This is a genomic window from Synechococcus sp. YX-04-1, from assembly GCF_030546365.1.
In the GTDB taxonomy this organism is placed as follows: domain Bacteria; phylum Cyanobacteriota; class Cyanobacteriia; order PCC-6307; family Cyanobiaceae; genus Parasynechococcus.
Genome location: NZ_JAUONZ010000004.1, coordinates 129,187 through 145,466, shown reverse-complemented (window position 1 = coordinate 145,466; position 16,280 = coordinate 129,187). Strand labels below are relative to the sequence as shown.

The 16,280-nt window shown below is 63.0% G+C and carries 21 protein-coding genes and 1 tRNA gene; 11 read left to right on the top strand and 11 right to left on the bottom strand.

The features are described from left to right. Nucleotides 1-53 precede the first annotated feature (53 nt). Nucleotides 54-605 carry a bifunctional pyr operon transcriptional regulator/uracil phosphoribosyltransferase PyrR gene (pyrR, locus tag Q3Y53_RS08635; protein WP_303535107.1) on the top strand — a complete coding sequence of 184 codons (552 nt, stop codon included), beginning with the start codon at nt 54-56 and terminating at the stop codon, nt 603-605. On the opposite strand, the gene Q3Y53_RS08630 is transcribed toward pyrR, so the two are convergent. The 3 genes from Q3Y53_RS08630 to Q3Y53_RS08620 all read right to left on the bottom strand — a co-directional run bounded on the left by Q3Y53_RS08630 (nt 589) and on the right by Q3Y53_RS08620 (nt 3,335). Further along, complete coding sequence (locus tag Q3Y53_RS08630) at nt 589-810, bottom strand: ferredoxin-thioredoxin reductase variable chain (RefSeq protein WP_226425313.1); 222 nt, start codon at nt 808-810, stop codon at nt 589-591. The two genes, pyrR and Q3Y53_RS08630, sit on opposite strands and share 17 nt — an antisense overlap. A 30-nt stretch (nt 811-840) precedes the next feature. Further along, nucleotides 841-1,686 carry a hypothetical protein gene (locus Q3Y53_RS08625; RefSeq protein ID WP_303535105.1) on the bottom strand — a complete coding sequence of 282 codons (846 nt, stop codon included), beginning with the start codon at nt 1,684-1,686 and terminating at the stop codon, nt 841-843. Nucleotides 1,687-1,760: 74 nt separating this feature from the next. Further along, nucleotides 1,761-3,335, bottom strand: coding sequence for an Hsp70 family protein (locus tag Q3Y53_RS08620; protein WP_303535103.1), 1,575 nt, complete (start codon nt 3,333-3,335; stop codon nt 1,761-1,763). Nucleotides 3,336-3,397: 62 nt separating this feature from the next. On the opposite strand from Q3Y53_RS08620, the gene Q3Y53_RS08615 reads away from it, so the two are divergent. The 4 genes from Q3Y53_RS08615 to Q3Y53_RS08600 all read left to right on the top strand — a co-directional run bounded on the left by Q3Y53_RS08615 (nt 3,398) and on the right by Q3Y53_RS08600 (nt 4,893). Beyond that, on the top strand, nt 3,398-3,682 hold the full coding sequence (locus tag Q3Y53_RS08615; protein ID WP_226401891.1) for a hypothetical protein: 285 nt from the start codon (nt 3,398-3,400) through the stop codon (nt 3,680-3,682). A gap of 42 nt (nt 3,683-3,724) precedes the next feature. Beyond that, on the top strand, nt 3,725-3,952 hold the full coding sequence (locus Q3Y53_RS08610; RefSeq protein ID WP_186570564.1) for a DNA-directed RNA polymerase subunit omega: 228 nt from the start codon (nt 3,725-3,727) through the stop codon (nt 3,950-3,952). Between the two features lie 10 nt (nt 3,953-3,962). Continuing rightward, a complete protein-coding gene (locus Q3Y53_RS08605; protein ID WP_303535096.1) occupies nt 3,963-4,334 on the top strand; it encodes a DUF1818 family protein in 372 nt (123 codons plus the stop codon). Between the two features lie 313 nt (nt 4,335-4,647). Continuing rightward, the gene (locus Q3Y53_RS08600) at nt 4,648-4,893 is read left to right on the top strand and encodes a DUF2811 domain-containing protein (RefSeq protein ID WP_303535094.1); all 246 of its coding nucleotides are present in this window, start codon (nt 4,648-4,650) and stop codon (nt 4,891-4,893) included. On the opposite strand, the gene Q3Y53_RS08595 is transcribed toward Q3Y53_RS08600, so the two are convergent. The 6 genes from Q3Y53_RS08595 to Q3Y53_RS08570 all read right to left on the bottom strand — a co-directional run bounded on the left by Q3Y53_RS08595 (nt 4,845) and on the right by Q3Y53_RS08570 (nt 8,939). Beyond that, nucleotides 4,845-5,573 (bottom strand): hypothetical protein, encoded by a 729-nt coding sequence (locus Q3Y53_RS08595; protein ID WP_303535092.1) that lies wholly within the window; start codon nt 5,571-5,573, stop codon nt 4,845-4,847. The two genes, Q3Y53_RS08600 and Q3Y53_RS08595, sit on opposite strands and share 49 nt — an antisense overlap. Beyond that, nucleotides 5,557-6,003 carry an EVE domain-containing protein gene (locus tag Q3Y53_RS08590; protein ID WP_303535090.1) on the bottom strand — a complete coding sequence of 149 codons (447 nt, stop codon included), beginning with the start codon at nt 6,001-6,003 and terminating at the stop codon, nt 5,557-5,559. Before Q3Y53_RS08590 ends, Q3Y53_RS08595 begins: the two co-directional genes overlap by 17 nt. Before the next feature lie 85 nt (nt 6,004-6,088). Beyond that, on the bottom strand, nt 6,089-7,474 hold the full coding sequence (gene murD / locus Q3Y53_RS08585; protein WP_303535087.1) for a UDP-N-acetylmuramoyl-L-alanine--D-glutamate ligase: 1,386 nt from the start codon (nt 7,472-7,474) through the stop codon (nt 6,089-6,091). 42 nt (nt 7,475-7,516) lie between these two features. Next, nucleotides 7,517-7,588: transfer RNA gene (locus Q3Y53_RS08580), tRNA-Val, on the bottom strand. A 74-nt stretch (nt 7,589-7,662) separates the two neighbouring features. Beyond that, nucleotides 7,663-8,439, bottom strand: coding sequence for a photosystem II S4 domain protein (locus Q3Y53_RS08575; protein ID WP_303535085.1), 777 nt, complete (start codon nt 8,437-8,439; stop codon nt 7,663-7,665). Continuing rightward, nucleotides 8,439-8,939 carry a hypothetical protein gene (locus Q3Y53_RS08570; RefSeq protein WP_114989480.1) on the bottom strand — a complete coding sequence of 167 codons (501 nt, stop codon included), beginning with the start codon at nt 8,937-8,939 and terminating at the stop codon, nt 8,439-8,441. Before Q3Y53_RS08570 ends, Q3Y53_RS08575 begins: the two co-directional genes overlap by 1 nt. A 106-nt stretch (nt 8,940-9,045) precedes the next feature. Here Q3Y53_RS08570 and serA point away from each other — a divergent pair, with 106 nt between their 5' ends. The 4 genes from serA to Q3Y53_RS08550 all read left to right on the top strand — a co-directional run bounded on the left by serA (nt 9,046) and on the right by Q3Y53_RS08550 (nt 12,460). Next, complete coding sequence (serA, locus tag Q3Y53_RS08565) at nt 9,046-10,632, top strand: phosphoglycerate dehydrogenase (RefSeq protein ID WP_303535081.1); 1,587 nt, start codon at nt 9,046-9,048, stop codon at nt 10,630-10,632. Continuing rightward, a complete protein-coding gene (gene prmA / locus Q3Y53_RS08560; RefSeq protein WP_303535079.1) occupies nt 10,632-11,525 on the top strand; it encodes a 50S ribosomal protein L11 methyltransferase in 894 nt (297 codons plus the stop codon). Before serA ends, prmA begins: the two co-directional genes overlap by 1 nt. Nucleotides 11,526-11,674: 149 nt before the next feature. Beyond that, nucleotides 11,675-11,974, top strand: coding sequence for a ferredoxin (locus Q3Y53_RS08555; protein WP_006043345.1), 300 nt, complete (start codon nt 11,675-11,677; stop codon nt 11,972-11,974). Between the two features lie 99 nt (nt 11,975-12,073). Continuing rightward, entirely contained in the window at nt 12,074-12,460 is a 387-nt protein-coding gene (locus Q3Y53_RS08550) for a hypothetical protein (RefSeq protein ID WP_226401870.1), read from the top strand. 54 nt (nt 12,461-12,514) lie between these two features. On the opposite strand, the gene psbV is transcribed toward Q3Y53_RS08550, so the two are convergent. Both psbV and rnz read right to left on the bottom strand, forming a co-directional pair. Then, the gene (psbV, locus tag Q3Y53_RS08545; RefSeq protein WP_303535056.1) at nt 12,515-13,027 is read right to left on the bottom strand and encodes a photosystem II cytochrome c-550; all 513 of its coding nucleotides are present in this window, start codon (nt 13,025-13,027) and stop codon (nt 12,515-12,517) included. A 73-nt stretch (nt 13,028-13,100) separates the two neighbouring features. Further along, on the bottom strand, nt 13,101-14,060 hold the full coding sequence (rnz, locus tag Q3Y53_RS08540; protein WP_226425177.1) for a ribonuclease Z: 960 nt from the start codon (nt 14,058-14,060) through the stop codon (nt 13,101-13,103). A 5-nt stretch (nt 14,061-14,065) separates the two neighbouring features. Here rnz and Q3Y53_RS08535 point away from each other — a divergent pair, with 5 nt between their 5' ends. Together Q3Y53_RS08535 and Q3Y53_RS08530 are read left to right on the top strand one after the other, a co-directional pair. Beyond that, the gene (locus Q3Y53_RS08535; RefSeq protein WP_303535053.1) at nt 14,066-15,553 is read left to right on the top strand and encodes a SpoIID/LytB domain-containing protein; all 1,488 of its coding nucleotides are present in this window, start codon (nt 14,066-14,068) and stop codon (nt 15,551-15,553) included. Next, complete coding sequence (locus Q3Y53_RS08530; RefSeq protein ID WP_226425179.1) at nt 15,513-16,280, top strand: glucosamine-6-phosphate deaminase; 768 nt, start codon at nt 15,513-15,515, stop codon at nt 16,278-16,280. The genes Q3Y53_RS08535 and Q3Y53_RS08530 overlap by 41 nt, the downstream gene beginning before the upstream one ends.

The following is a 16,280-nucleotide window of genomic DNA, read 5'->3' as shown; positions in this document are numbered from 1 at the left end:
CCTCAAGCTGCAGTTTCACCCAATCCCCACACCCCTGCACCGCTCAACCCTCCATGGCCGACCCAGACAGGATCGAAATTCTCTCGGAGCGTGAGCTTGGTTTAACCCTGGCGCGTTTGGCGTCGCAGGTGCTGGAGAGTGCCGAAGACAGCCGTCGATTGATGCTGTTGGGGATCCCCACCCGTGGCGTTCAGTTGTCCAGGGTTTTGGCGCGGGAATTGGAGCGGTTGACGGGCCATGCCATCTCCCAGGGCGCCATTGATCCCACGTTCCATCGCGATGATCTGGAGCGCATCGGCACCCGTCTGCCCCAGCTCACGACACTGCCCACCAGCATTGAGGACCGCCAGGTGATCCTGGTGGACGATGTGGTCTTCACAGGGCGGACGGTGCGTGCCGCGTTGGAGGCCATGCAGAGCTGGGGGCGGCCACAACGGGTGATGCTGCTGGCCATGGTGGATCGAGGCCATCGAGAGCTCCCGATTCAGCCTGATTTCTGTGGCCGCGTTGTTCCAACACGACGCAGCGAAACCATCGAGCTGCGCCTCAGGGACGTTGATGGTGAGGAGGGGGTGTTCCTCAGCCGTGTCAGCCGGCAGGCTTGAGTTCGTCGGCGCGGAAATGAGCCTTGTAGCGGCCGAAGGCAACGATCACGGGAAGTGTTGGGCTGATCACCCGACCTTTCCAATCATCGAGAACGTTCGCCACCTCACCGGTCTGGCCTTTCATGTCAAAGGCCTGGCCCCGATGTTCGGGATGGTTGAAAACAACGACGGATGCCTCCACCGTCACCCTGTCGCCCGCCTGCATCGCACCTGAGTCATCCAAGGGCTCATTTTGTCACGGGCTCGGGGACGATCGTCGACAGAAACTTTCCGGTCCGTCCTCTTCGACGCGACCACCAAGGTGGCTGCAGCCCATGGAAAAGGCCGTCCAGGGGTCCAATCCTTGGAGCAACTGGTCCTCGACGGCGGCATCAAGCCTGTCACCGCTGATCACGTCGGCATGCACCGCTGGATGTTGTTGGTGTTGCTGGGCCTCGTCGAGGGCCTGAATGGCGCTCTCCACCTGTTGACGGGTGGCGCTTGCCTGCTTCTGCCACCACGGATGGTCGAGTTTGTTGAGGCTGTCCAAGGCCTCCCACCAGCGTTCTTGCCCCACCAGTTGGACCAACCGACGCTCTTCCAACTGGTTGCGGTTCCAAATCTCTACCAGTGATGCACTGAGTTGGCCGATCGAACTGCGTGCAGGGGCTTTCAGGGGATCCAGCAACTCGAGTGCCTGCTGCAGGTCTCCCTCACGAAATAGAGCAATCGCCTGATCCATCAGGGCCTGGCGCCAGCGTTCGAGGGTTTTGCGATGGAGGTCTAGATCGCCATGGCCAGAGGCGACCAGTTGCTGCTGCAGCGTGAGGGCAGCGATCGAATCGCCTTGGTCCCAGAGATCTTCGGCGTGCTTCTGGCGGCAGAGGGCCTGCTCTTCCGGTGCTCCTTCGCCCAACCAGCGCAGGGATGCGAGTTGCTCACTGGTGCGGATGCAGGCCTCGTAGTCATTCGCGTCGAGGGCGCTCTGGAGCCGCTCCGGCAGTTGTTGTTCCCACAAGTAGGCACCTGTCGCAATAGCAAGCACCAGTCCCAGGGTTCCAACACCCCAGAGCCGCAGCAGCAGTTGGCGCGGTGCCGCCACGAAGGGTGGAGCTGAACGTTGGTTCTGTTCTATGGAGTGACAGCTCCCGTTCCAAGGGCCTGTGGACGGACGTCTTATCGGACTGCCCCCAGCGTTGGGTGGGACCACGTCCGTCCGGAGCGCAAATCGTTGATTTCCAGCTGAAGCTGCGCTTCCTTGCCGATGCTCCAGCGCAGCCGCAGGCAGTCTTCGCCCTGTTCTGCGGCGGGTTCCAGGGGCAGCACCAGCTCGCCGCCCGGCCAGGGCTGGTGGGCGACCTCTCCGGCGGTCTGCTCCTGCAGGGTCGGTAAACCATCGACAAAGATCACACTGTGGCTCCCTTGGGGGATGGGTTCCCCCAGCACCAGCTCCAAGCTGCGTTGGCCGGTCCGGCTGGCGGCCAGAACGAGCTCCAGGGGGGCTGGGCTTGGCCAGGGTTGACCGGCCACGAAGAGGGGATGCCAGCGGTGGCTGTTGCTGCGCTGATCCCAGAAGCGGAGGGAAACGCCGTGTTGCAGCACATCCCGAATGGAAACCCCTGGCGTGAGTTGAAGCGCACCCAGGGCCACGGCTTCAACCGGTGGCGGTGTGAGTAAGGGGGCTGGCGCTGTGTGCTCGGTGAGCCATTGGCGCAGGAGGGGCAGCTGGGCACCGCCTCCGACGGCCACAACGCCCTCCAGATCCTCAAGGCTGCAGTTGTTGCGGCGACCGCCGGCGAGACAGGTCTCCAGCAGGTGTTCGAGCGCGTCTCCGAAGCCGCGCTCCATCAGCAGAGTGTTGAGTTCGCTGCGCGACAGCCGGAGAACATGCTCCTGCTCATCCACCGCCAATTCCATCAGTGGCTCGCGTTCGGCCAAGGCGGTGTCACTCAGCCGGCATTTGAGTCGTTCGGCGGCATTGAGCAGGGGGGCGCTGGCGGGTTGTCCCGGGCAACAGCGGTCCACAATCCACCGATCGATGTCACGGCCCCCGAGGCGCAGCCCCGCCTTGCCTAGGACCTTGGCTGTGCGAAGCATCTGGCGGCTGTTGTCCCCCAGGCTGCGTCCCCCCAGCCGTAGCAATTGTGCGATCGGTGCGGCACGACCTTCCCCTCCTTCCAGAGCTACCAGGGCCAGATCCAGGGTGCTTCCGCCCAGGTCCACCACCAGCAGGGTGGAACCAGCTGGAAGGCCGGCACCCATGGCTGCTGCTGTGGGTTCATCCACCAGGGCGATCTCGGCCACCGGCAGCGTGGTGCAGGCCTGCAGCAACCAGCTGCGATAAGCCCGGTAGCACTCAACCGGGGCGGTCAGCACCAGCCGCTCGATCTCGAGATCGCTGGGGAGCCGGCTCCAGATTTGCTGAAGCAGCTGTTCTCCAGCCCAGCGGGCTGCTTGCTGCTCTGGGGCATCCGCTTGACCGATGCGGCCCTTGAAGTCGCGATGCAGACGGATGTCCACGGAGTCATTGAGTCCTGACTCGAGCACCTGCCGGCCAATCAGGGGCCGTTGCGTCGCCTCCCAAACCAGGCTTGGAATTTCACCGGCCCGGCTACAAATGGCGGGCAGGTTCAGCAGATCGGCTGTTGTGGATGTGGCCCCTTGATAGGCCACCACCGTGGTGGTGCTGCCCAAATCGATGGCGAGTGTTCCGCCCCGTTGGTCTGAATGCTGAAGCTTTTCTTCGCCCACGCGATCTCTGACCGTGCTCAGGGCACGGTGAAGTCAGGATGAGACTAGGGGGACTGGCGGCGATGGATCGATTGCAACAGCTGATCTTCTCCTTCTACAGGGAAGATCCTGAACTGCAGGACAGGCTGGAGCCGCTGCGGAGCTGTCGCATGCGTCGCAGCTGGGGCAGCATCCGCATCGAGTGCATCGACGATGCTCATCTCGAGGAATTGAGTGGTTTGGTCGCTGATCTGCGCTTGCCCTTGGCGGCCTTGGGGATGGGACGCCAGATCGTTTTGCGGGTTCAAGGGTCCCGTCAGCGGGCTTACCCCATGCACGTGCCGTTTCACACCGATCAGTTGGCCTGAGACGGCCACCACTTAATCTGAAGTTGTTTGATAAAGAAGCCTGTGCTTTCGGCCGGAGTTGATTCCACAGATCTCGCCAAGCGTGGCGAAAGCTTGATTCGACAATCAAGCAACCGTTATTTGACGACGGTGCGGATTGCCTTCCGGGCCAAACAGCGCCGCTTTGACGACTTTGATGGCCTGCTGGAAGAGTCCAGCGTCAAGCCGGTGCAGCGGGCCATCGTTGAATTAAGCGACGAGCAAGATCAGCCCGATCTGCTTCCTGGTTGATCAATCGGCTGTGATTCAGCAGGAGGGGGACGGTTGGCGGGTGTCGCGTGATCCCTCCCGCGGCAAATATTGCTTTCTTGTAGGAGGAGAACGCTGGGCGTTTGAGTTGACCGAACCGGAGTGGCGAGATCTGTTGGATCTCGTGGTGACCCTGGAGCAGCAGCACAGGGGTCTGGTTGACCAACTGATGCCAGAGGAATCGATTGAGCTTGAGCTGGATCGAGGCGTCTGGTGGGGGTGCTTGAGCGGTGATCGCAGCCAATGGGGGCTGCGCATTCTGCTCACTCCGCTGGAGGGGCGTGCTGCGGAGGGGGAATGGCCGGCCCCAGTGGCGGCGGCGGTCGTTGCGGCGTTGAGAACGTTGTGGGACTCACAGCATTGATTAATCCAGCTAATCGTTTTTCAATCATTGATTTCTCCCGACCTTTCCCTGCTGCTCTGCACAGCTTTTCCACAGGCCATGGGGCATGAGCGCCGTTGTGGTGGGCTGCTGTGGAAATCTCTGGGTTGTTGTTGATTTCGCTTGACGCTGGCGGCAGGCTGCGCGGATCCACCTAGGTCGGTGGTTGAGCCAGTGCAGGAGCGTCTTCCTGGCTGAAATCTCGCCTGGAGATTGATGAGAATGCCCCCGTTAGGGTGGTCCTTGACGGTGGGGCTGTGGTGTGGAGAACTAGTGTTCGTTTCGAAAAGAAAAAATGCCGGAAGGCCTTGAGCAAGCCGCGGCTGATTCCAGTGTTGTGAGTTTCCAATCGGAAGTACCGCAGCCCCTTCAGCAGGCCATGACCCAGTTCATCGAGGGGCACCCGAACTGGGATCAATACCGTTTGGTTCAGGCGGCTCTTGCCGGCTTTCTGGTGCAGAACGGGCAGGCATCCCGGGAGATCACCCGGGTTTACGTCGGAAACATGTTCCGCCGGGAATCGCTGACCAATGGGGTTTGAGGCCGGCAGCAGGCCATCAGCACCAGGGCGCTGAAGGGGAGGCTGAGCAGCAGCCCCAGGGTCGCCCCGATTAGCCCCAGAAGATTGAGACCGAGCAGCATTCCCAGCAGCGCCAGCACCTTGAGCCCGTTGCGGTGCACCAGTTGCCGGCTGTGGTCCATCGCCTGAAGTGCTCGGCAGCGCTCGTGCACGAGTAGGGGCAATGCCAGGGTTTGGCTAAACAGCCAGCTCAGCAGCACCAATCCCCCAAGCAGCACGCTGAGGCCTGCCAGGGCTGTGCTCCAGCGTCCGAGCATCCAGCTCAACGACTGAATCAATCCGACGCCTCCCAGCACGAGAACCAGCTCAAGCAGTACCAGGGTGAAGGCCTGCCGCAGCAGCTGTCTCCAGCTCTGCTGTGGGCGATCGTCGCCTCGATCGGGGAGTAGGCCATCCGTGAGCCTTAGCAGGGCCAGGAGGGGCACGAGGGGAAGCACCAGGCTGATCAACACTGATAGGTCCCCTAGTCGGTTCAACCATGGGGATCCCGCCAGGCGCAGGTCGTGACCGATCACTGCAGGGCCACTGGCGCTGATCAACACCAGTGCTGCGCAGCCAACACAACGCCAGGGCCCTCGGCTGAAGCCGATCCAGGCCCTTGGCAGCAGGGTGACCAGTGGGATCTCAGTGGAGCTGGCCAAGCCGTGAAAGGAGGTCGTTGGCGGTATCGGTGGGAACCGGAAGGATCGAGAGCCGGTTGCCGCGTTTGATCACGGGCAGCTGCTCTTCGCTGTAAAGCTCCCGCAGCTGGTCGAGACTGAGCAGAGCGTCGAATTCTCCGAGAAATCGCAGGCGTGCGCAGTCCCAGCGTGGTTTCTCAGGGGTTGATTTGGGGTCGTAATACTTGGCCGTGGGATCAAACTGAGTGGGGTCCACCAGGCCGGTCTCCATCACTTCCATCAGCCCGATGATCCCGGGCGGTTTGCAATTGGAGTGGTAAAAAAACGCCCGGTCGCCCGCCTCCATGCTTCGCATGAAATTGCGAGCCTGGTAATTGCGAATGCCATCCCAAAGTGTGCTGCCCTCGCGACGCAGGTCATCGATCCCGTACGCGTCGGGCTCGCTTTTCATCAACCAGAAGGCCACGTCACAAGGCTTGTCTCACCTCATCATCGGACCGTCAGGCCCAGGTGCATCTAATTGCGTTCGTTTGGTCTCAGGCGACGTCCAGCAGGGGTTGGATCAGGGAGCGGAAGTGCTCCCCTCTGGCCTCAAAATCCGGGTACTGATCAAAGCTTGCGCAGGCCGGTGACAGCAGCAGCGACGAGGCCTGATGCCGCTGCACGGCCGTTGCAGCCAGGCTGACGGCGCTTTCGAGCTCCAGGCACTGCAGCAGTTCTCCTGGGTATCCAGCAGCTTTGGCGAGGCTGGCCAGCTCGTTGGCCCCCGCACCGAACAGGATCAGGCAGCAGGCCTTGGTGTGCAGCTGCTTCAGCCATCCACTGGCATCGCCCTGTTTGGTCTGCCCCCCGGCTAGCGCCACGACGGGCTCCTGCACGGCCCGCAAGCCAACCTCAGCTGCGTCGTAATTGGTGGCTTTGCTGTCGTTGAACACTCTTGCTCCCGCCAAAGTGCCCAGGTGTTCAAGGCGGTGCGGCACGCCCGGAAACGTGCGCAACGCGTTGGCGATCTGCTGGGGGGAGAGGCCGACCTCCAAGGCAGCAGCGGTCACCAGCAAGAGGTTTTGGCGGTTGTGGCGGCCCGGCATCGCCAGGGCATCAGCCGCAAACAATCTGGTGGCGTTGTTGCGCACCATGCCCTCTTCATCAATCCAGAGGTCGGCGGGCTGGCCATCCGGACGAGCTCCCTCACTGCTCACCCAGGTGCCGCGGTCCCAGCTGCTGCGTTGCTGGCGTAGGTCTGGATCATCGGCATTGAAGAGAGCGCACTCCGAGCGTTCGAGCAGCCCACGTTTAATGGCCCGATAGGCCTCCAGGCTGCCGTGGCGCTCGAGATGGTCTGGGGTCAGCGTGGTCCAGATGCCGATCTTGGGGGCCACAGCGGGCGCCGCCTCAATCTGGTAGCTGCTCAGTTCCATGACGAGCCAATCCGGCCGGGGAACGGCACCTGAGGCGATCTGGTAGGCCAGTTCAGCCGCGGAAAGGCCCATGTTCCCCCCCATCGGTGCCATGAGGCCTGAGGCCTCCAACACGTGGCTGAGCAGATGCGTGACCGTGGTTTTGCCGTTGGTTCCTGTGATCCCGATCCAGGGGATCTGCTGAAGGGCATCCCAGGCCAGATCCATCTCGCCGCGCACGTGGATGCCTTCGGATCGCAGTTGGATCAGGGTTGGGTGATCCCAAGGAATTCCAGGGCCGATCACCACAGCGCCCAGGTTGTCTCGCCAGGCGTCAAAGCTCTCCAGGGTCAGGGGCTGCCCCAGGACCACCTGAATGCCCTCTTCGGTGAGTGTTTTCGACGTGTGTTGGAGGGTTTCATTGTCGCCCCGTTCAAAAACAACAACATCGCGATTTAGCTGCTTGAGCAAACGAGCAGCCCCTAATCCTGAGCGACCCATGCCAACGACAATCGTGCGTGTCATCGCAAGGTCTGAAGTCCGAGAACGCAGTCCCAACTGGGAAAGTGGGCGATACTGGATTTGAACCAGTGACTCCTACAATGTCAATGTAGTGCTCTACCCCTGAGCTAATCGCCCGACTATCGATCAAGTTGAAATCTTGTGATTTCACCGACCGAGGCTGAACAGTAGCAGCCGGCGGGGGGCTCAACTCAACTGCGGCGCAGTTCAACGCGCCAGCGCTCACGTTTGGTGCGGGTGAGCGAGAGCACCTCCACAGAGCCGCGATCCTGCAGCTGCAGCCGGTCGCCAACCACGAGTTCACGGCTGGCTTGACGCACGTTGCCCCAATTGAGCCGTAGACGCCCTGCTTTGACGTGGGTCACGATCTTGGCTCGGGACAGGCCGAATCCTGCCGATGCAATCGCATCCAGGCGACAGGAGGCCTCTACCGTTTTCAGGGTGCGAATGCTGCGTTGCACAGGGTGCTGCAACTGCTCCAAAGGACGGGATTCGCAGCGAATCTCCACCTCGCGCACGGCACCCAGGCGGCCATGCAGGGCTTCGGCAGCGCTGGGGGTGCAGATACCTTGCCCGCCGCGATCGCCCCGCACCCAGAGATCGCCGATGCTGTCTGCTTCGACCCCCATGGCCTGCAACGCTTCGCGCAGGTCGTCAGGGGAGAGAGGGTCGAAGAGGAAATTACCTTCGATCAGCAGGCCTTGAACGGGGGGCTCTGAATCGGGGCTGTCATCCCGACGGTGGCACAGCAGCCGGTGGCGTTCGGCGCCTGGATAGCCGCCATCACTCATCCAGGTCAATTCACTGAGGCTGCCCAGTCGAGCCAAGGCTTCCTCCCGCAGTGGCGCGCTGAGGAAGGGACTCCAGGCCGGTTGCCATGTGCGCAGAACCTGCTCCGCCAGATCGAGCAGCACCGTCAGGCCTTCCCGGTTCTGGGCCCCTGCTAGCAGATCCTCCCGAGGGAGCATCACAGGTCGTCGAGGCGAACCACTTGCTGTGGCCGCGACTTTTGAATCACCTGCCAGGGGGCTTCGATCCCATTGGGGGTTTCCAGCAGCACCAGCCAGCGTCCTTCGTCGCGGCGGTTGCGCAGGATCCGCACGCCTGCATCGTTGTCTGAATCCACGCTGGCGGCTGCGGCGTAGCTCCCCATCAGGCCGGAGCCCATGCCCAGCAGGCCGCCGATCAGAGTTTCACCCCAGGGGCCAAAGCTGGCGAAGGTGGTGAGGGTGGTGATCTTGGTGAAGGTGACCCCAGCGAGGAAACCAAACGGCATCAGCCAGCGGGCCATGCCCCGCTGCCGCTGTTGGCGGGTCAGGTTGGGGTTCAGCAGTGCGACTTTGTCGATGGCATCCCCATCCGGGGGGATCGTCAGGCACTTCAGCAACGGCAGATCGGTGTCCCGGAGCCGCTGGGTTAGGCCTTCCGCCGCAGGGGCGTCGGCCATCACCATCACACAGACGGGCATGGGGCATTCAGATCCAATGCGTTGAATTCTGAACCCTGTGCTTCGAACTGGAGGGGGTGGTGGATGTCGATCTCTACAGTTCACCGCGGCAGTTCTGCGCCTTTCGATGACGAAAGTTCTTGTCTCCGATCCGATCGACCAGGCCGGGATCGACCTCCTTGGCCAAGTGGCGCAGGTGGATCAGCGCACCGGCCTCTCGGAGGAGGAGCTGATCGGGATTATCGGTGAGTACGACGGATTGATGATCCGTTCCGGTACCCAGGTGACCGCAGCGGTGATCGCGGCGGCGAGCCGGCTCAAGATTATTGGCCGTGCGGGCGTCGGCGTCGACAATGTTGACGTCCCTGCTGCAACCCAGCGGGGTGTGCTGGTGGTGAATTCTCCCGAGGGCAACACCATTGCTGCAGCGGAGCACGCTCTGGCCATGATGCTGACCCTCTCTCGGCACATTCCCCAGGCCCATGGCGGTATGCGGGCCGGCAAGTGGGACCGCAAGAAGTACGTCGGCAACGAGCTCTACAAGAAGACACTGGGGGTGGTTGGTCTCGGCAAGATCGGTTCCCATGTCGCCCGTGTCGCCCAGGCCATGGGCATGGAGGTGATCGCCTATGACCCGTTCATCGCAACTGATCGCGCCCAACAGATGCAGGTGAAGCTTCTGGAGCTGGATGAGCTGTTCCGCACCGCCGACTACGTCACCCTGCATATCCCGCGCACCAAGGACACCGAGAACCTGGTGAATGCCGAGCTGTTGCGCACGATGAAGCCCACGGCGCGGATCGTGAACTGCGCCCGTGGCGGCGTGGTGGATGAGGCCGCGATCGCTGAAGCCATCGATAACGGTGTCATCGCTGGGGCGGGCCTTGATGTGTACGCAAGTGAGCCTCTGGCGGAAGACTCCCCCCTGCGGGCGGTGGATCGTGGTCTGGTGCTGACGCCCCACCTCGGGGCATCAACGGAAGAGGCCCAGGAGAATGTGGCGATCGATGTGGCGGAGCAGATTCGTGACGTGCTGCTGGGTCTGCCGGCCCGCAGTGCGGTCAACATCCCCGGTCTCAGCGCCGAGATCATGGAGCGGCTCAAGCCCCATCTCCAGCTCGCCGAGACCGTGGGTTTGCTGGTCAGTCAGCTGGCCGGCGGTCATGTGAAGGAGATGGAACTGCGGTTGCAGGGTGAATTCGCCAGCCATCCCTCCCAGCCTCTGGTGATCGCAGCTCTGAAGGGGCTGCTGAGTGCTGGCCTCGGCGACAGCATCAACTTTGTGAATGCCTCTTTGGAGGCCAAGGCCCGCGGCATTCAGGTGCTGGAGGTGAAAGATGAGAGCAGCCGTGACTTCGCCGGCGGCTCGCTTCAAATCACCACCCGCGGCGATCAGGGCAGCCGCAGTGTGACCGGAGCTGTCTTTGCCGATGGCGATCTGCGCATCACCAGCATTGATGCCTTCCCGGTCAATGTGACGCCCAGTAGCCACATGCTGTTCACCAGACACCGGGACATGCCTGGCATCATTGGCCACCTGGGTTCTCTGCTGGGCGAACACAACGTCAACATCGCCTCCATGCAGGTGGGCCGCAAGATCGTGCGCGGTGATGCGGTGATGGTGCTCAGCATCGATGATCCGATCCCAGCAGATCTGCTGCAGACGATCACGGCCATTGAGGGCATCCAGGAAGCACACCCGGTCACGCTCTGATGTGGTGTCGTCTCACACTCCCGTGTCCTCCAGAGCTGGAGGAATCGCTGGTGTGGAAGCTGACCGATCTAGGGCTGCATCGCCATGCGGTGCAGCATGCGCCTGAAACGCCAGACCGCAAGACGCTGTTGGTCTGGCTCCCGAAGCCGGAGTGGCCGGAGCCGCAGCGGCGGGAGCTGATTGCCAGTCTGCAGCCGCTGGCGGAGCCCTTTGGTCTCAGCCTGCCCGATGGGCATTGGGACGATGTGGCCGATGAGGATTGGAGCCTGAGCTGGAAGCAGCACTGGCAGGCCGATCCTGTCGGTGCTGGGCTGTTGATCCTGCCGGCCTGGCTGGAGGTTCCGCCAGAACATGCCGATCGGCTGGTGATCAAGATGGACCCGGGTAGTGCATTTGGCACAGGAAGCCACCCCACCACCCGGCTCTGCCTGGAAGCTTTGGAGCAGTCGCCTCCGGTGGCGTCGCTCGTGGCCGATCTGGGGTGCGGCAGCGGGGTGCTGGGCCTTGCTGCGCTGGGCTTGGGGGCGGAGGCAGTGGTGGCCGCTGACACCGATTCCCTGGCGGTGCGTGCCACGACCGACAACCGCGGCCTCAACGACCGATCGGAGGCTGAGCTGCAGGTGGCTCTTGGCTCTGTGGAGACACTGAGTGAGCTGCTCGCCCCCCGCCGCGCTGATCTACTCCTCTGCAACATCCTTGCTCCGGTGATTGAAGCCCTCTCCCCGGGTTTCGAGGGGCTGCTTCAGCCCGATGGGCGCGCTCTGCTCAGCGGGCTTCTGGTAGATCAGGCTCCGCGCCTGAAGCAGGTCCTGGGGGGATTGGGCTGGATGGTCACCGCTGAAGCGGAACAGGGCCGCTGGGGGCTGCTGGAGATCCGCCGCCGACAGGCCTAACTCCATAAGCCAGGCTTATCAGAGTGGGGTCTCCGATTGGTCCTCCTCCCCTGTGGCCCAGGAATCGTCAGGTTGAGCACCTATTTGCAGTAAAAATGTGGCGTTCTGCAGGACCGGATTGTCCGGAACCCTGTACGCATTCATCAATCATGGCTTCCTACAAGGTCACCCTGGTCTCCGAGAGCGAAGGTCTGAACAAGACCATCGAAGTACCCGACGACCAGTACATCCTCGACGCTGCTGAAGAGCAGGGCATCGACCTCCCCTACTCCTGCCGTGCTGGCGCTTGCTCCACCTGTGCCGGCAAGATCACCGCTGGCACCGTCGATCAGTCCGACCAGAGCTTCCTGGACGACGACCAGATCGAAGCTGGTTTCGTGCTGACCTGCGTCGCCTATCCCACCAGCGACTGCACCATCAAGACCCACGCCGAAGAAGAGCTCTATTGAGCCTCTGTCCTTCAACTGGACGTGTCCTCAGCCACCCCTTCGGGGGTGGTTTTTTTTGGTCTGGTCGTCTTCCATGCGTGTCCCTTGTCCTCTCCTGCCGTGAGCCGCCCCGAAGTCGACGATCTTCTGGAGCCCGGCAGCATTCACACCAGCCCCGGTGGTCAGTACAGCTTTCGTGTCATCGGTCCCTGTTGCCGGTTGTTTGATCGCGAAGAACTGCCCTGGCCCTGCTGTCGCCTGGCCTGGCGCAGCAAAGAGCCGAGCTGGCGACGGATCGGACGGCGGTTTGTGCCTGATCTGGCGGCCCGGCGCTGCCCCTCCTACGCGGTGGAACTGCTGCAGCCGGGTGGACGACCCACGCCCACGGTGCTGACCCTGTTCTCGGTTCGCTTCAGCCGGGATCTGCAGGAGTGGTGGTACAGCCGCCATCCCAACTCCATGGCACCTGAGCAGGTCAGTCCCCAACAAAAAGCCCCGACGACCTGAGGCCGCCGGGGACAAACAATTTCGATCAGTTGAGGATTGATCAGCAGGAGCTGATCAGAAGTAGATCTTGCCGCCACCCCAGGCACTGCCCTGAACTTTGGGCGACACCAGGATGTAGCCGGCCATCAGGCGCAGATCCTCATCATCGAGGTCGCGCATGGCGGGGTAGAGCTCAGCGTCGCGCATGCTCGGGTGCAGGTCAGCAATGCTGTACTCACCGTCATAGGAGGTGGGGTCTTTCATGTAATCGACCAGGGCCTCGACGTTGTCGCGGGCCGGGGTGGCCAAGGCCAGGGTCTCAGGATCCAACCCCACGTTTTGGTTGGTCTTGGTGATGCCACCGGCGTGGCAGGTGCCGCAGCTGGTGTTGAACACCTTGCGGCCAGCATCGATTTCGCGATCGCTGAAGGTCACCTCTGTGCCGGAGGGATCTGCCGGAACCGTCAGGGTCTCAGCGTCCCACTGGGCCGCCTGTGCCGGAGAGGTAACGGCCAAACCGATCAGCACCGGGATGAGGACCAGAAGGCCCTTCAGGGACCGTCGCAAGGAAGAGAACACAGAGGCCATGAAGGTAAGGGGGTGTGACGCATTCACCGCACCAAGCTCTTGTATCACGGGGAAGTGACCCTCTGAGGCCGGATCACGAACTGTTGCAGCGTGGTTTGACGTCAATGCTGAGGAAGTCCTTGGCCAGCAGCGTGTTTGGGAAGATCGCCTTGGCCTCGTCCAATAGGTCTTGGGGCGTTACTGGGTTGCCTGGCACGTAGCGCGGGCTGAGGTGGGTCAGCACCAGTTGCCCCACACCGGCTTCGGCGGCCGTCTGGGCAGCCATGGTGCTGGTGGAGTGCTGTTTCTGGAACGCCATCTCCGCCTCTCCATGGGCAAAGGTGGATTCATGGATCAGCAGGTCCGCCCCACGGGCAAGTTCCACGGCCGCCTCGCAGAACACGGTGTCGGTGCAATAGACGACGCTCACACCCGGCCGTTCCTCGCCGCAGAGGCTGGTGCCGTCGATGCTGCGACCGTCCTCAAGGGTCACCGTTTCACCCCGCTTCAACTGGGCGTAGATAGGCCCGGGCGGGATGTTCAGTTCCCGTGCTTTCTCAATGTCGAAGCGACCGGCCAGGGGCTTCTGTTCGATGCGATAGGCGTAGGCCGGCACACGGTGGGTGAGTGGGGTGCAGCGCACCGTGAAGTCGTCGTCCTCGAACAGCAGCGTGCCCTGCTCAGCTGCATCCCTGACCCGGTGGACGGTGAGGGGATAGCCGATGCGGGTGGAGCTTGTACGCAGCACACCGCTGAGGTAGCTCTCCAGCGGGTCCGGCCCGTAGAGATCCACCCCTGCGGGGCTGCTGCCGGCGAGTCCGAGGCTGGCGAGGAGTCCTGGCAGGCCGAACACATGGTCGCCATGCATGTGGGTGATGAACACACGGCGCAGCTGCGACAGCCGCAGATCACTGCGCAAAAACTGATGTTGGGTGCCCTCGCCGCAGTCGAACAGCCACATCTCCGAGCGCTGCGGCAAGCGCAGAGCCACGGCTGAAACGTTGCGGGCCCGGGTGGGTACCCCAGAACTCGTGCCGAGAAAAGTGACCTGCAAGGCCGATGCTCCTCAGGGCTCATGCTGCCATCTGGCTGAACCCAGGAACAGGCGGCACACTGGGACGCCCTTCGATCTCCAGCGTGCGCCGCGCCTTCGTTGCCGTCGGGCTGGTGCTCGTCGCTGTGATCGCTCCATCGCCGATGGCGCTGGCCCGCGGCCGCGAGCCGCAGATGCGCGTATTGCTGCTGGAGAACAACCAGGTCAGCCTGCGCTCCGATGGAGCACAGCCGCTGCGGGTGCAGGGACTCCCTGGCGGCGTGCGACGGCCGCAGCGGCTGCAGCTCAGCCTCCGTGGAACCCGCCTGAGCGCCAGTGTGGATGGCCGATCGATGCTGCTGGCCCCCAGCACCCTGGTGACGGTGCAAAACGACGACCCACGGGGCATCTGGCTCGGGTCCCGTCGCTACCGCGGTGTGCTGCGCATCAGTGGCCGAGGCGGGAGTTTGCGGGTGGTCAACAGCCTGGGCGTCGAGACCTATCTGGCCAGTGTTGTCGGCAGCGAAATGCCCCACCGCTGGCCCCTGGCCGCCCTGCAGGCTCAGGCGGTGGCGGCCCGCACGTATGCCCTGAAACAACGCAGCCGCGGTGGTGCCTGGGATGTGAAGGCCTCGGTGGCGAGTCAGGTATACCGCGGCGTGGAGTCGGAAACCCCGAGCACCCGGAAGGCGGTGGCCAGCACCCGTTCGCTGGTGCTCGTGCACGGTGGTCGCTTGATCGATGCTGTCTTTCACAGCAGTTCTGGTGGGGTGACCGAGGCGAGCGGGATGGTCTGGCGCCGTCAGTATCCCTATCTGGTCAGCGTCCCCGACCATGACCAGCACAGCCCGGTGCACCGCTGGGAACAATGGTTTGATCCGGCTGGGCTACGTCAGCGGCTGCCCGAAACCGGTGGGCTCCAGGCCGTTGAGGTGCTGAGTCGTTCAGGCAGCGGTCGCGTCCGCCAGGCCCGCGTGCGCGGCCCTGGCGGGTCACTGGTGCTCAGCGGCAGCGAGCTGCGCAAGCGGTTGGGTCTCAAAAGCACTCTGGTTAACTTTGAAATGGTGACGGGGAGGCAGCGCTCCCCTGTGGAGCGTCATGTGCGGCGGGTGAACGCAGCCGCCAGTGGTGGCTCCCGCATCGATCGGATCACGGCATCGGTGGCCCGCCAGAGGGGAGGACGACCGCCCCTGTTGGCGGCCCCTCCGCCGTTGCTGGTCAGTAAGACCTCGGTGCGTCGTTGGTCCGCGGGCGGCCTTCAGCTGTTGGTGAAGGGCCAGGGCTATGGCCATGGCGTTGGCATGAGTCAGTGGGGAGCCCACGGTCTGGCGGAGCAGGGTGCCGACTTCCGCTCGATTCTTCAGCACTACTACCGCGGGGCTGAGGTCATTCCCTACCGGCCGCACCACGACCCATCCCTGGCGCTGAAGCCCCCAACGGAGCCACTCTGGAGAGACATGCCGATTTCGCCTTTTGGCACGGTTTCCCTGTCATCTGCAACGCCATTCCAGTGACACGGATCTCTGCGCTGTGCTGGCGGCTCATCTGGAGCGACATCTGCGCAGTTGGCAGGGGCCGGATCCCTTGAAGCCCTTGGGTCTGGCTACCGGCCGCACGATGGAGCCGCTGTATCGCACCCTGGTCGAACGGCTGCTGTCCTGGTCTGCCGATGAGCTGGAGGCCCTGCGCGGCCGATGGTGCAGTTTCAACCTGGACGAATACCTCGGACTCTCGGCGGAAGATCCCCGGGGCTACCGGGCCTACATGACCCACCACCTGGCTGCACCGTTGGGCTTGCCCGCCTCAGCGGTGCATCTTCCCGACAGCACTGCCGCTGACGGAGCGGCTGCTGCGCGGCGTTACGGCGAGCAGCTCAGCGGTTGTGGGGGCATCGGCCTGCAGCTTCTGGGGCTCGGCAGCAATGGTCATGTGGGTTTCAATGAGCCGCCTTGCCCTCCTGATCAGCACTGCCATGAGGTGGAGCTGACCTCTGCGACCCGGCAGCAGAACGCGGTGCTCTTCGATGGTCGCGTTGAGGCTGTTCCCCAGCGGGCCATCACCCTGGGCCTCTGGGAGATCCTCGAGGCCGCTGAAATTCATCTTGTGGTGACCGGCGCTGCCAAGGCCGGCATCCTCAAGCGGCTGCTGGCTTTAAGCGAGCCGGATCCTGCGCTGCCCGCCAGCTGGCTGCTGACCCATCCAAATGTCTGGCTCTGGTGCGATGCAGCGGCTTTAGCTTGA

Bases quoted from the DNA above. Each gene is read 5' to 3' on its own strand.
- pyrR (WP_303535107.1), top strand. From the start codon at position 54: ATGGCCGACCCAGACAGGATCGAAATTCTCTCGGAGCGTGAGCTTGGT.
- Q3Y53_RS08630 (WP_226425313.1), bottom strand. From the start codon at position 810: ATGCAGGCGGGCGACAGGGTGACGGTGGAGGCATCCGTCGTTGTTTTC.
- Q3Y53_RS08615 (WP_226401891.1), top strand. From the start codon at position 3,398: ATGGATCGATTGCAACAGCTGATCTTCTCCTTCTACAGGGAAGATCCT.
- Q3Y53_RS08600 (WP_303535094.1), top strand. From the start codon at position 4,648: ATGCCGGAAGGCCTTGAGCAAGCCGCGGCTGATTCCAGTGTTGTGAGT.
- Q3Y53_RS08590 (WP_303535090.1), bottom strand. From the start codon at position 6,003: ATGAAAAGCGAGCCCGACGCGTACGGGATCGATGACCTGCGTCGCGAG.
- murD (WP_303535087.1), bottom strand. From the start codon at position 7,474: ATGACACGCACGATTGTCGTTGGCATGGGTCGCTCAGGATTAGGGGCT.
- Q3Y53_RS08575 (WP_303535085.1), bottom strand. From the start codon at position 8,439: ATGCTCCCTCGGGAGGATCTGCTAGCAGGGGCCCAGAACCGGGAAGGC.
- Q3Y53_RS08570 (WP_114989480.1), bottom strand. From the start codon at position 8,939: ATGCCCGTCTGTGTGATGGTGATGGCCGACGCCCCTGCGGCGGAAGGC.
- serA (WP_303535081.1), top strand. From the start codon at position 9,046: ATGACGAAAGTTCTTGTCTCCGATCCGATCGACCAGGCCGGGATCGAC.
- prmA (WP_303535079.1), top strand. From the start codon at position 10,632: ATGTGGTGTCGTCTCACACTCCCGTGTCCTCCAGAGCTGGAGGAATCG.
- Q3Y53_RS08555 (WP_006043345.1), top strand. From the start codon at position 11,675: ATGGCTTCCTACAAGGTCACCCTGGTCTCCGAGAGCGAAGGTCTGAAC.
- psbV (WP_303535056.1), bottom strand. From the start codon at position 13,027: ATGGCCTCTGTGTTCTCTTCCTTGCGACGGTCCCTGAAGGGCCTTCTG.
- Q3Y53_RS08535 (WP_303535053.1), top strand. From the start codon at position 14,066: ATGCTCCTCAGGGCTCATGCTGCCATCTGGCTGAACCCAGGAACAGGC.